The 13,417-nt window shown below is 52.9% G+C and carries 12 protein-coding genes; 7 read left to right on the plus strand and 5 right to left on the minus strand.

Features of this window, described 5'->3' with window-relative positions; translation table 11 throughout:
• Genes HBA93_RS10470 through HBA93_RS10480 form a run of 3 tightly spaced genes read right to left on the minus strand, consistent with a single transcriptional unit; the run spans position 1 to position 4,805 of the window.
• Positions 1 to 2,886 (minus strand): DUF4159 domain-containing protein, encoded by a 2,886-nt coding sequence (locus tag HBA93_RS10470; RefSeq protein ID WP_221723240.1) that lies wholly within the window; start codon positions 2,884 to 2,886, stop codon positions 1 to 3.
• Positions 2,887 to 3,801 (minus strand): DUF58 domain-containing protein, encoded by a 915-nt coding sequence (locus HBA93_RS10475; protein WP_221723241.1) that lies wholly within the window; start codon positions 3,799 to 3,801, stop codon positions 2,887 to 2,889.
• Complete coding sequence (locus HBA93_RS10480) at positions 3,801 to 4,805, minus strand: AAA family ATPase (RefSeq protein ID WP_221723242.1); 1,005 nt, start codon at positions 4,803 to 4,805, stop codon at positions 3,801 to 3,803. Before HBA93_RS10480 ends, HBA93_RS10475 begins: the two co-directional genes overlap by 1 nt.
• 229 nt (positions 4,806 to 5,034) lie before the next feature.
• On the opposite strand from HBA93_RS10480, the gene HBA93_RS10485 reads away from it, so the two are divergent.
• The 4 genes from HBA93_RS10485 to blaOXA all read left to right on the plus strand — a co-directional run bounded on the left by HBA93_RS10485 (position 5,035) and on the right by blaOXA (position 8,501).
• Positions 5,035 to 5,598 carry a DUF1285 domain-containing protein gene (locus HBA93_RS10485; protein WP_286201875.1) on the plus strand — a complete coding sequence of 188 codons (564 nt, stop codon included), beginning with the start codon at positions 5,035 to 5,037 and terminating at the stop codon, positions 5,596 to 5,598.
• A gap of 79 nt (positions 5,599 to 5,677) precedes the next feature.
• Positions 5,678 to 6,289, plus strand: coding sequence for a CoA pyrophosphatase (locus tag HBA93_RS10490; RefSeq protein ID WP_502910088.1), 612 nt, complete (start codon positions 5,678 to 5,680; stop codon positions 6,287 to 6,289).
• An 11-nt stretch (positions 6,290 to 6,300) separates the two neighbouring features.
• Positions 6,301 to 7,551, plus strand: coding sequence for a CCA tRNA nucleotidyltransferase (locus HBA93_RS10495; protein WP_221723335.1), 1,251 nt, complete (start codon positions 6,301 to 6,303; stop codon positions 7,549 to 7,551).
• 128 nt (positions 7,552 to 7,679) lie between these two features.
• Positions 7,680 to 8,501 carry a class D beta-lactamase gene (gene blaOXA / locus HBA93_RS10500; protein ID WP_221723244.1) on the plus strand — a complete coding sequence of 274 codons (822 nt, stop codon included), beginning with the start codon at positions 7,680 to 7,682 and terminating at the stop codon, positions 8,499 to 8,501.
• A 123-nt stretch (positions 8,502 to 8,624) separates the two neighbouring features.
• Here blaOXA and hemF read toward each other — a convergent pair whose 3' ends face one another.
• A complete protein-coding gene (gene hemF, locus HBA93_RS10505) occupies positions 8,625 to 9,539 on the minus strand; it encodes an oxygen-dependent coproporphyrinogen oxidase (RefSeq protein ID WP_221723245.1) in 915 nt (304 codons plus the stop codon).
• Positions 9,540 to 9,980: 441 nt separating this feature from the next.
• Here hemF and HBA93_RS10510 point away from each other — a divergent pair, with 441 nt between their 5' ends.
• Positions 9,981 to 10,241, plus strand: coding sequence for a hypothetical protein (locus HBA93_RS10510; protein WP_022710117.1), 261 nt, complete (start codon positions 9,981 to 9,983; stop codon positions 10,239 to 10,241).
• Positions 10,242 to 10,370: 129 nt separating this feature from the next.
• Here the strand turns inward: HBA93_RS10510 and HBA93_RS10515 are convergent, their stop codons facing one another.
• The gene (locus HBA93_RS10515) at positions 10,371 to 10,826 is read right to left on the minus strand and encodes a tRNA (cytidine(34)-2'-O)-methyltransferase (protein ID WP_502910081.1); all 456 of its coding nucleotides are present in this window, start codon (positions 10,824 to 10,826) and stop codon (positions 10,371 to 10,373) included.
• Positions 10,827 to 11,028: 202 nt separating this feature from the next.
• Between HBA93_RS10515 and HBA93_RS10520 the strand changes: the two genes are divergently transcribed.
• On the plus strand, positions 11,029 to 11,181 hold the full coding sequence (locus tag HBA93_RS10520) for a hypothetical protein (protein ID WP_162994423.1): 153 nt from the start codon (positions 11,029 to 11,031) through the stop codon (positions 11,179 to 11,181).
• Between the two features lie 353 nt (positions 11,182 to 11,534).
• Positions 11,535 to 13,400, plus strand: coding sequence for an ABC transporter ATP-binding protein (locus HBA93_RS10525; RefSeq protein ID WP_221723246.1), 1,866 nt, complete (start codon positions 11,535 to 11,537; stop codon positions 13,398 to 13,400).
• The last annotated feature ends 17 nt before the right edge of the window (positions 13,401 to 13,417 follow it).

Consider the following 13,417-nt stretch of genomic DNA (forward strand, 5'->3'; position numbering starts at 1 on the left):
TCAGTTCCCCAGCCGTTCCAGCAAAGCGGGCACATGCACCTGATCTGCTTTGTAATTACCGGTCAGCACATACATAACCATATTCACACCGCCGCGCAGCGCATAGATCCGCTGCATCGGATCATTCGGCACGGTCGGATATAGCGGTTGCCAGTTTTCATCCATCGCCCATGCACCGGCCAGATCATTGGCGGTAATGAGGATCGAGCTGACGCCGTCGCCGTTGCGAACAGGCCTGTCGGCGGGCTGGTCAGCGGCATCCAGATTATCGGCAGGAGCTTCCGCCCAAAGCGGGCTGCCGCGATAGCGTCCGGGAAAATCCGGCATCAGGAAAAAGGTTTTGCTCAGCACATGATTATCGGCAACGGGTGCAAGAGGCGGGACATTCATTGCATCCAGCATATCACGCAGGCGCTGGGTGGCAGGGCTGGTGCCATTCAATCCGCCGGTATCGCCGGAGAGCTGGTCGCGGGTGTCGAAAATCACCGTGCCGCCCTGCTGCATATAGGCATCAATGCGCTGCAGCGCTTTTTCACTCGGAAAAGATGCTTTTTCATCAACCGGCCAATAGATCATCGGATAGAAGGCGAGTTCATCTTTTTCGGGATTAATACCGACCGGTGCACCGGGTTCCAGTGAAGTTTTATCCGCAACAAACTGGTTGAGACCGGTGAGCCCGACACGGCTTACATCATCTGTCGCTTTGTCGCCGGTAATGACATAAGCGAGATGGGTAACATCCAGCACGTCAATCTTTGCCTGATCCTCAGGCTTACTGTCGTCTCTGACCTGTTTTTCCTGTGCCAGAACCGGCTGCACTATGAAGGGCATAGCTGTCAGACTTGCGGATAAAGCGAACAGGATAAGCAGGGATTTCACTGTGCCGGACGCTTTGCCGGTGAAACTGTGCGACCTGTTTCGTGAGAAGGTGCCGCCGATCCACAGCATCAGCAAACCATCTAGCGCCAGCAATATTGCGGCCAGCGCAAAGAACGGACCTTGCAGATTAACTGTCTGTGCCTTGGTGGCCGGTACCATTGCAAGATTGGTCGTTATTTCCGGTTTGGTAAGCGGGTTCAGAATTGTATCACTCTTCATCAGGTTCAGTGCTTTATAAGCCTGTTCTGTGCCGTAAAGTCCGGGCGGATTAAGCAGGGATGCTTCCGGTGTTTTGCCTTTTTCAATCACCAGCGGCTGCGCGGCGGCGGGCTGACCTGTCAGATTGCCTGCGGCATCCAGCAGACGATAAGCAGGCAGTGTAATTGTTTGTTCACCGGCTGTATTGGCGGCCTGTGCGCCGGATGTTTCGGTAAGCCTGCGCAGAAGATCAACAAACCCGCCTGAGAGCGGCAGATTAGACCAGCCGATATCCGGCGCGATATGAAACAGAACCAAGCGCCCCGCACCACGGTTCTCGCCGGTAATCAGTGGTGTACCATCGGCAAGATTGAGCCAGCTTTTTTGCATCAGATCCGGTGATGGTTCTGCCAGAACCTGGCGCAACACTGTGACATCATCGGGCAGCTGAATATTGCGGAACGGGCTGTTTTCCGGTGCAGGCGCAACGGGCTGCGGCGTTGACCATGACAAAGTACCACCAAGATTGCGCTGGCCGCTGCGTAACTGTACCGGCAGCAGCGGATCGCGTTTGGTGTCTGTATCACTTTGTGCTGCCGCCAGACGCGGGCCGGCAAAACGCAGCAATGTGCCGCCGTTTTCAACCCATTGCATCAGTTTCGCCGCTGTGTTTTCCGGCAGTCTGCCGATATCCGACAAAACAATGACGGAGGGTTTCTGTTCCAGCAGGCGGTCAACTGACTGGCTGAGATCGCGATCATTGGCGTTAATAAGGTCAGCAAAAGGTGCCAGCGCCGAGGAAATATAATGCAATGGCGATAACAGCGAATGTGCTTTGTCCGCATTACTTGCATCCAGCAGGCCGACACGGCGGCGGCGGTTATTCTCATCCAGCAGCCATGTGGCTGCGGCATGGCGCATCTGATCTGCCCGCACCATGGCAATATCATTGCGCAACTCAACCGGAATGGTCATTTGCGCTACGGTCTTGGTTTCTTTCTCGGCAAAATCCGCCTGTGTTTGCGCCAGCACACGCCCCTGATTATCATAGGCGCTGAGCTGAACTTTGGCTGCCTGCACATCATTGGACGGACGCAACAGATCAATTACCAATGCGTTTTGCTGATTGGCTACCCCCTGAACAGCAAAAAGCTGCTGGCTGTCCGGCATAATCAGCTGGATGGTCGTGGCATTCAGCTTGTCGAGAGCCGTAAAGGCTTGCTGATCCTGCGCAGTCTCCAGTCCGTCATTCAGATAAAAAATGCGGCTGTCAGCTGTATTGTTCAGAGCAGTGCCAAGACGTTCAGCGGCAGCCAGACGTTCAACCGGAACAGCGCGCGGTTCCAGTGCCTGTAAGCGTTCCAGCGCCTGCGCGGCCGTGAAAGGCCCGCTTGCTGTGTTTTGCGGGTCGGCAGTGGCAATCAGATAGACCGGCGCATCATTTTTCTCAGCATTGGCGATCAGCCATTGCGCCTGATTTTCATAAGCTGCCCATTGCGGCGCTGAAGCCCAGCCATTGTCGATCATGATGACAACCGGCTGCGCACCGGTGAAAGTGATCGGCTGTGGTTTCCACACCGGCCCTGCAACGGCGAAGATCACCAGAGCGGCCAGAGCCAGACGCAGCAGCGTCAGCCACCACGGGCTTTTACTGGCCTCCTGATCATGACGGGCAATCTTGGCGAGGATGGCAAGTGGCGGAAACGGTTCCTGTGCCGGTTTGGGCGGCGTTGCACGCAACAGCCACCAGATTACGGGCAGAGTGAGAAGACCGGCAAGCAGCCACGGAGCAGTAAAAATCAGCGGCATTTACGCGGCGCCTCCGCCGGTGGAAGAAAGATGTCCGAGAAAGCCATATAATGTGGTCAGAGCCTGTGCTGCCGGTTTATCTGTAGTGCTGGTGATAAAACTCCAGCCAAAACGGGTGCAGGTTTCACGCAAAAAATCACGCTGTGCCTGATAGAGCCTGCGATAATCTTCCGCATAATTCTGCGCACGACCGGCGACGAGAATTTGACCGGACACAGGGTCCCTGAATTCTGTGCGGCCGGAAAACGGAAAATCCGCCTCTGCAGGATCGACAACGGCGATGAGATGCGCACGGATACCGCGTCTGGCAATCTGGTCAAGCTGGGTGCTGAGTATATCGGCAGGCTGCAGAAAATCGCTGATCAGCACCAGTTCATTAAAACGCTGCAAAGGCTGAAGATCAGGTTGCGCTGCTAAAGTACCGGTTTGCAATAAGGCGGTTGCCAGACGCTCTGCACCATTGCGGGCGAGCAATGGCGGCAATACATCAGGATAAGCAATACGTTCACCGGAGCGGCTGAACAATTCGGCCAAAGCCAGCGTCAGCACCAATGCGCGATGCTGTTTGGAAACCGGACTGAAACGGGACTGATAGAGCATAGACGGCGACGGATCACACCATAACCAGATTGTATGCGCCGTTTCCCATTCACGGTCACGCATATAGGTATGATCGTCACGGGCTGAGCGCCGCCAGTCGATACGCGAGAGCATATCACCCTGCATATAAGGCCGGAACTGCCAGAAATTATCGCCGGTGCCGCGTTTGCGCCTGCCATGCCAGCCATTGATGACAGAGCCGGCAATATGGCGTGCCTGCGTGATCAGATCAGGCATCAGTGCTGCCTGCCTGCGCGAGTGCGCCAGCAGGTCGACAGCCTGTTCAGAACGGGTTATGGCACCGGTTGCTGTCATCAGTTGAGCGCCTGTGTCAGTTTGGCAATCACATCACGCACGCCCACACCATCAGCGCGCGCGGCAAAGTTCAGAGCCATACGATGCTGGAGAACCGGCTCTGCCAAGGCTTTCACATCATCAACAGAAGGAGCAAGGCGTCCTTCATAGAGCGCGCGGGCGCGGGTGCAGAGCATCAGTGCCTGTCCGGCACGCGGGCCGGGACCCCAGCTGATATGGTTTTTCGCATGGTCGTTATCGGCATCAGGACGGGCTGAGCGCACCAGCTTCAGAATGGCTTCAAGCACGGTTTCCGGTACCGGCATCTGACGGATCAGCTGCTGGATTTCCTGCAATCGCGCGGCTTCAATCACTTTGGCTGGCCGTGCCTGTGCTGTGCCGGTGGTGTTGAGTAGCACCGCACGTTCCGCATCGATATCCGGATAATCCAGATCGATCTGCATCAGAAAACGGTCGAGCTGCGCTTCCGGCAGCGGATAGGTGCCTTCCTGTTCCAGCGGGTTCTGGGTTGCCAGTACATGGAACGGGCTTGGCAGATCATGGCGCTGACCGGCAACGCTGACATGATATTCCTGCATCGCCTGCAACAAAGCAGACTGCGTGCGCGGGGAGGCACGGTTGATCTCATCGGCCATCAGCAGCTGGGCGAAAACCGGCCCTTTAATATAACGGAATGAACGGCGTCCGTCGCTGTCCTGATCCATGACTTCAGAACCGATAATATCGGACGGCATCAGATCAGGTGTAAACTGGATGCGCTTTTCATCAAGGCCGAGGACAGTACCCAGCGTTTCCACCAGACGGGTTTTGGCAAGCCCCGGTACACCGACGAGCAGGGCATGGCCACCGGCCAGCAAAGCGACCAGTGTATTTTCAACCGCCTGCTCCTGACCGTAAATAACCTGTCCGATTTGCTGGCGGATCAGATTAATGTCACTGGCAGCCTGATCGGCAGCCCGTATCACGGCATCAGGATCAATTTTCGACGCAGCGGTAAAATTCATGATGTCCTCTTTATTCCAGATCAGATGCTTTATCTGGTTTACTTGAATCATCGGGCAAGACTATGTCATGCTGACGGGAGCGTAAATGGCACAGTTCGCATTAACCGGAATGCACCGGACTGTCAGGCACAGGTCTTAACAGGAAACTGAAATGAACAGCGGTAATATATCGAAAAATAAAGAAACTGCCGATGTTGATTCTCATTCTGCAAGCGGACTTGATGCGCTGATGCGCCGTGCCGCCAGTCAGTTGCCTGAAGGCAAAGAAGGCAAAGGTCTGCCGCCGGTGGAGCGCTGGGAGCCGGATTTTTGCGGCGAGCTGGATATGGAAATCAAAGCCGATGGCACATGGTTCTATATGGGCACGCCAATCGGCCGCCCTGCATTGGTGCGCTTGTTCTCGACTGTGCTGCGCAAGGATGCCGACGGTAGAACCTATCTGGTGACACCGGTTGAGAAAATCGCCATTCGGGTGGAGGATGCGCATTTCAATGCTGTGGAGATGCATGTTTCCGGTGAGGGGGAGACGCAGGTTCTCACTTTCCGCACCAATGTCGGTGATGTGGTTGAGGCAGGGGAGCAGCATCCGTTGCGTTTTGTGACCGATAGTGAAACCGGCGGTTTCAAACCTTATATATTGGTGAGAGGGCGTCTGGAGGCGCTGGTCAGCCGTGCGGTTATGTATGATCTGGCAGCTCTCGGGGAGGAACTGATGATTGACGGACAGCGGATGTTTGCCCTGCGTTCCAATGGCCGGATATTTCCGGTGATGGCTGCTGAAAATTTACAGTGACAGAATGAAAGATCTGATGACTGATCGTATTTTTACCGCACAGGATCTGATGCGGAGAGTTGAACAGAAACAAAGCGTTATGGCGGGATCTGATGAATTTGATTCAGGCGGCCTGCCTTTGTCCGGCGATCATGCGCTCAATCCGCAATGGACTGCCTCTCATGTAATGACGGGAGCTGATCCGCGGCTGAAAATTAAACTCAAACCGGCGGCGGTGCTGATCCCTGTGGTGGATCATGGTGACCATGCCAGTGTACTGCTGACCACGCGCAATGCACAAATGCGCAGCCATTCCGGTCAGGTCGCTTTTCCCGGCGGCAAGATTGATGCTGAGGATCTGAGTCCTGAACATGCGGCTCTGCGTGAAGCCCATGAGGAAATCGGACTGGATGCAAGACAGACGCAGACGCTCGGCCGTTTGCCGCAATATATGACCGGCAGCGGCTATACGATTACGCCGGTGCTGGCTGTGATACAGACACCGTTTGAACTCCAAGCCAATCCCGATGAGGTGGCTGATATTTTTGAAGTGCCGCTGCATTTTCTGATGGACCCGCAACAACATCAGCGCGAGAGCCGGATGTTTGCAGGGCATGAGCGGTTTTTCTATGCCATCCATTATCAGAATCGGAATATCTGGGGCGCAACAGCGGGGATTATCCGCAGCCTCTATGAAAGGCTCTATGCGTGAGTAAAAAGACAATGACAGTGCTGAATATTGCAGATCGTGCGGAATGGCTTGCCGTGCCGTCTTTGCAGCAATTGCTGGCAGCACTTTCAGAAGATGGTGAAGAGGCGCGGGTGGTTGGCGGTGCCGTGCGCAATACGCTTCTGGGTGAACCGGTGGGTGATATTGATATTGCTTCCACAACCCTGCCGGAAGAGACCAAAGCGCGCGCCGAAAAATGTGGTTTTAAAGTCGTGCCGACCGGCATTGACCATGGCACAGTGACTGTTGTTGCCCATGGTGTGCCCTATGAGGTGACAACGCTGCGCGCCGATGTGGAAACACACGGACGGCAGGCCACAGTCGCTTTTGGCCGCGACTGGCAGGTTGATGCCGAGCGGCGGGACTTTACCGTTAATGCGCTTTATGTCCGTGCCAATGGTGAAGTGGTGGATCATGTCGGCGGGCTTGCAGATATTGAAAAGCGCGAGTTGCGTTTTATCGGTGATGCGGAGACACGGATTACGGAAGATTATCTGCGTATTCTGCGCTTCTTCCGTTTCTTCGCGTGGTATGGCTCAGGGCGGCCGGATGCGACGGGGCTGAAAGCCTGTGCCAAGCTGAAAAGCCATTTGCAAACATTGTCCGCCGAACGGGTGTGGTCAGAGCTGAAAAAGCTGCTTTCTGCCCCCGATCCGTCACGCGCATTGCTATGGATGCGTCAATCCGGTGTGCTGACCCAGATTTTGCCGGAGAGTGAGAAATGGGGCATTGATGCTATTCATGCGCTGGTGCGCTCTGAGCGCGATCTGGGCTGGAAGCCGGATGCTCTGTTGCGTTTGCAGGCGATTGTGCCGCCGGATGCAGCGCGCATGGCTGAGCTTGGCAAGAGACTGCGTTTGTCTAATGCGGATAAAGCCCGTCTTGAGGCATGGGCGCTGGCTGATGTGCCAAAGCCGGAACTATCAGAGACAGGTCTGATCAAGCTTATCTATGGCGGCTCACGGCAGGCATTGGTTGACCGGATTAAACTGGCATTGGTGTCTGCGCGCGCAGAAGCTGAAAATGATAATCAGGCGATGATGCGGGCAGGGCAATATAGTCGTTTGCTGGATGTGGCAGAACATGCGGAGATACCGGTATTTCCGGTTAGCGGAGCTGATCTGATGAAGCTGGGCTTTGAGAAAGGTCCCGAGCTTGGCAAGCAGCTCAAAGCACTGGAGGCGGCATGGCTGGCTTCCGGATTTGAGCACAGTAAAGAAAACTTGTTAGCAACATTATCCTGACACAGCGGGGCGGAAATTCCGCCCCTTTTGTGTTTTTAGCTGCGGGTTCAGATGATTAGTGCGGTTTTTACGTAAAAAGATTCATCTGAGATGATTTAAATATTTTCAGAATTCCGGAGTTGCGTATCATGGATAAAAAATTGCGATCAGCGGCATTGCTGGCTTTCGCGCTGACAAGCGGCACGAGTTTTCAGGCTCACGCCGGAGAGAAGGGGATTGTGGCTGAATGTGCTGTGGTCATGGATGCCGCAACGCAGAAAATCCTTTCCCGTAAAGGTGTTTGCGACAAACGCTTTACTCCTGCATCGACGTTTAAAGTGCCGCTTGCTGTTATTGGTTTTGATAAAAATATCCTGCAATCCGAACATGAGCCGGTCTGGCAGTGGAAGCCTGAAATGGAAGCGCCGGAACGTGACCGGATTGCCGTTGATCCGGCACGATGGCTGGAGAAATCAGTTGTCTGGTATTCCCGTGAGATTACCAAACAGTTGGGACAGAAGCAGTTTTCGGAAGCTGTTGCAGCACTTGATTACGGGAATAAGGATGTTTCTGGCAGAGCCGGAAAACAGGACGGGCTGACAGGTTCATGGATTGGTTCTTCACTGGAAATTTCACCCGACGAACAGGTACAGTTTCTGAACAAGCTTGTGCATGAGACACTGCCTGTTTCTAAACAGGCGCAGCAGAAAACCAAAGCTGCCATGACGGTTCTTATGTCTGAGAAAGGTTGGAAAGTTACCGGCAAAACCGGTGCTGCGCGGCTTCGTGATGCAAAAGGCGATTTTGCAGGGGAACAGCGCTTAGGCTGGTTTGTCGGTTGGGCGGAAAAGGATGGCCGTCAGCTGGTTTTTGCCAATATGAAGGTTTTTGATAAACCCGTAAAGACGAGCCCGGGTATGCTGATCCGCGGGCAATTCCTGAAAAATTTTGACGGGAACATAACTCCTTAAACCCGGATCAGTTTAAGGAAAGGCTATCTTTCAATTTTAAAGCGTTAGAGCGCCGTGTGCCAAGTCTGGTACATGGCGCTCGAATAAAAAACGGGGGCTGATGCCCCCGTTTTAGTATCTATATTAAGGCCATTTCACCACTGGCGGCATGGAAGACAGGATCGAGGCGATATTACCGCCGGTCTTGAGTCCAAAGATCGTGCCACGGTCATGCAGCAGATTGAATTCCACGTAGCGGCCACGGCGGATCAGCTGTTCTTCACGGTCAGCCTCTGTCCATGGCTGGTTGAAATTCTGGCGCACAATATGCGGATAGACGACGGCAAAGCAGCGGCCGACATCGCGGGTGAATGCAAAGTCTGCATCCCAGCCGCCCTGTTCGTCAGCTGTATGCAGCCAGTCATAGAAAATGCCGCCGATACCTCGTGATTCCTGACGGTGCGGCAGATAAAAATATTCATCGCACCATTGTTTCATACGGTTGTAATCGGCAATGCCTGCATGTTTGTTGCAGACGAAATTCAGTGCTTTATGGAAGGCCTGACTGTCGGCATCTTTCTGTGTGCGGCGACGATCCAGCACCGGCGTCAGATCAGCTCCACCGCCGAACCACTGGCGGGTTGTGACAACCATACGGGTATTCATATGCACTGCCGGAACATTCGGATTTTGCGGATGTGCAATCAGCGAGATGCCGCTTGCCCAATAGCGCGGGTCCTCATCGGCACCAGGAATTTGTGCGCGGAACTCCGGTGAAAACTCACCATAAACCGTAGAGACATGAACGCCGACTTTTTCAAAAACACGGCCATGCATCATCGACATGACACCGCCGCCGCCACGACCTTCGTCCTTCTCCCAAGGGGTGCGGACAAAACGTCCGGCTTCACGGTCGCTGAGCGGGCCTGCGACTTCGTCCTCAAGCGTTTCAAACAGGGAGCAGATACGGTCACGTAATTCTTCGAACCAGTTTTGTGCCAGTTGTTTTTTGTCTTCAAGATTATCTGGAAGATGAGCTGGAAGATCCGGACGTTGCATGCTTGGTTCCTTATTATGTTTTGGAGGCCGCGGATTCAGTCCGCAGCGCCAGCATATCAGCAGCTGTCAACAGGTTATATAGTCTTCATAAACCGGATTATGTTTATGAAAGCTTTCTGCTTTTCGGAAAATGACAGATTTCATTCATACTTTACAGCGATAACAGGCGCGGAAATGACTCGTTTCGGATGAGATTCTGCTGTAAATTGCACAAGAGCGTGTCGCATTTAGTGGAATTCATGATGCTGGCTCTAACAGTTTGTTTTGACGCATGTCTTGATCCCAACACCGGTTTCCACTTTTGGGAGACATGCTCCGTAGAGTTGTAAATCGCTGTGCAGCTTCTGCTTGTAGTGTGTGTAAACATATTTGAGTGTTGAGCGTGATGCTTATTCTGCTTTGTCTTTTGAGCCCGTCAGGGCGCTGTAAAGGAGATCGCTTATGACATCCATTCCGCCGAAACCGCCATTGGAAGGTTTGCGCAGGCAGATGCGCAAAGCAGCATCCGGCGTGAAGCCGAATATCAGCGACGGCTATATCCGCGAAACATTTTCACTGCCACGCAGTATAGCGCGGGTTAAGGCACGGGAATGGTTTGAAACCTATCCGAAAGCCGCTTACTGGACAGAAATTGAAAGCTGGTATGTGCGTCCTAATGATGTGATTGAATTCACCATCCGACGACTGCCAAGCTCCGACTAAGCAAGTTACCGTTGTTTGCTCATGTTCTGATTCAAAGGGATCAGAACATGATTCCGTTTCTATTTTTAACTATCTGGTATTTAATAATTTTTTGGCATCGGATTTAGATTTTACCCTGTCGAATAGCCTCTAGCTTTTACCTTGTCGGATAAATTCTCCGGCAGCCATCGCCACCGATAGAGCGAGGTTGAGTGAGCGTGCGCCTTCGACCATCGGGATGATAATCCGCTCTTCACAGGTCTCATGCACGTAATCCGGCACGCCGGCAGATTCACGGCCAAACAGCAAAATGTCATCCGGCCGGTAGCTGAAATCCGTATAGGGTTGCGCGGCTTTGGTGGAGAGCAATACCAGCCTGCGGTTTTCCGACAGACGCCATTTGTTGAAATGCTCCCAGTCGAGATGACGGGTCAGGGCTGCCTGTTCCAGATAATCCATACCGGCACGTTTCAGCCCGCGGTCGGAGAGGTCAAAACCGGCAGGCTCAATCACATGCACGGCCAGTCCGAGACAGGCTGCCATGCGCAGGATGGTTCCGGTATTGCCGGGAATGTCGGGCTGGAAGAGGGCGATATGTATTGTCATCAGGCTGCTTCTGTTTCGGGTGACATCAGATAAGCGGCCTATAGCATATAATTTCAAACAATAAGAATTGTGTGCAATCTGCCACAGTTTAATGTGTTCTCGGTAAAGTGAAAAGAAAAGAACCATCCGTGACTAGCTGATAAAATAACATAGTGCTATACGGGGCATCCATTTTACCAGATTGACCATGAAGGAGGCTGTGATGAACATTAAGATTTCTTTGAATCTTTGCCCAGTTGCAGCCGCATCTGTATCCGGCGTGATTAACCCCGCTCCGGTAACTTTCATGGCGGGTACCGCACCAATCGAAGCTGTGGTATCTTCTCCCGAATTGTTTTTGCGGGCGTTGCGCTGAACGGGACTGTTAAAATGAGCGTATATATCAGATTGCTGTAGCAAACCACCTGATAGCCTGAAACCGATGATGAGTTGTGCCGTCGGATCTGCAGGTCAAATACGATTCTTCCATCTATCTTCCGGTTAAGTGTACTCACGCATTTAATCCTCAAACCGCATCTGAGTGTTTCGGGTTATGTATCCGTTGATTTCCTGATGCTTTAAAAATGCTGAAATTCTGCCTCATATTCAGTTGCTGAAGTGAATGGCAGAACCCAAATGAATCAAAACTGACCCTTGCCTTCTTCGTTTTATGAAAATGATGCGGGGGAATTGGTTTTCGCACGGGATAGCCCGTATTTGAGGTCGAAAATGTTTCGTTGGTTCGAAAAGAAGCTGAACGCCTATCCGGATGTTCCGCTTGAACAACCGCCGAAGGGCTTGTTCAAATTCTGTATGTATTACAGCCGCGGCGCGTGGGGCTGGATTATTGTGATGGCGCTGCTGACAGCGCTGATCGCAATCTTTGAAGTGTCGCTGTTTGCATTCCTCGGCAATGTCGTGGACTGGCTGGGTGAGCATAGTCGTGAGACCTTCCTGCAGCAGGAAGGCTTGAAGCTGGCTCTGATCGGCGGCGTTATTCTGGTGATCCTGCCCTTGGTTGTCTTGCTGCAATCTTTGGTTTCACACCAGACCCTGATCGGGAATTTCCCGATGCGGGTGCGCTGGCTGATGCACCGTTATCTGATCCGTCAGTCTATGACATTCTTTCAGGATGAATTTGCCGGACGTATCTCCACCAAGCTGATGCAAACCGCATTGGCTGTGCGTGAAACGGTGATCAAACTTGCGGATGTGATGGTCTATGTAGCGGTTTACTTCACCGGTACATTGTTTATTGCAGCCACAGCTGACTGGCGTCTGATGATCCCGTTTGTTGTCTGGTTGCTGGCCTATATCGGCCTGCTTCGCTATTTCATTCCGCGTCTGCGTGTGATCTCCGAAGCACAGGCGGATGCCCGTTCAGAAATGACGGGCCGTATTGTCGACAGCTACACCAATATTGCTACGGTCAAACTATTCTCGCATACCCATCGCGAGGAAAGCTATGTCCGTGACAGTCTGGAGCAGTTTCAGGGTACAGTGAATCGTCAGATGCGTATGGTAACGCAGTTTTTCGGTTCATTGTATTTTATGAACTCGGTGCTGCTGTTTTCGGTAGGTAGTCTGGGTATCAAACTATGGATCGACAATGTTGCATCGGTTGGTGCGGTGGCGATCGGTATTGCCCTGTGTCTGCGTCTGAACGGTATGTCCCAGTGGATCATGTGGGAAATGTCTGCCCTGTTCGAGAATATCGGTACAGTGCAGGATGGTATGCGCTCCATCGCGCAGCCGCGTAAAGTGGTTGATCACGAAGGTGCAAAACCACTGCATGTGCGTTCCGGTGAGATTACATTTGACCGGATCGGTTTCCACTATGGCAAAGGCAAAGGCATCATCAATGATCTGTCGTTGAATATTCGTCCGGGTGAAAAGATCGGTCTCGTTGGCCGTTCCGGTGCAGGAAAGTCGACGCTGGTCAATTTGTTGCTGCGTTTCTATGACCTTGAGCAGGGTAAAATTCTGATCGACGGTCAGGATATTGCCAAGGTCACACAGGACAGTCTGCGTGCCAATATCGGTATGGTGACACAGGATACGTCACTGCTTCATCGCTCGGTTCGTGACAATGTCGGCTATGGCCGTCCGGATGCAACCGATGAAATGATGCTGGAAGCTGTTGCACAGGCGCAGGCCGATCAGTTCCTGCCGCATCTGACAGATCTCAAAGGCCGTCAGGGCTTTGATGCGCATGTTGGTGAACGTGGTGTGAAACTGTCCGGTGGTCAGCGTCAACGTGTGGCAATTGCCCGTGTGATCCTGAAAGATGCTCCGATCCTTATTCTGGATGAAGCGACATCTGCGCTCGATTCCGAAGTGGAAGCGGCGATTCAGGACAGTCTGTACAGACTGATGGAAGGTAAGACCGTGATTGCAATTGCACATCGTCTGTCGACCATTGCTGCACTTGATCGTCTGATCGTTATGGATGAGGGGCGTATCATTGAAGATGGTACTCATGACGAACTGATTGCACAGGGCGGTATTTATGCCTCGCTGTGGGCACGTCAGTCCGGTGGTTTCCTTGGCTTCGATGAAGAAGAAAAAGTAGCACAGTCTGAGCCTGCGCAGTAATTATTGCGCAGACGAAT

Origin of the sequence: Ochrobactrum sp. SFR4, assembly GCF_019730395.1 — a bacterium.
GTDB lineage: Bacteria > Pseudomonadota > Alphaproteobacteria > Rhizobiales > Rhizobiaceae > Pseudochrobactrum.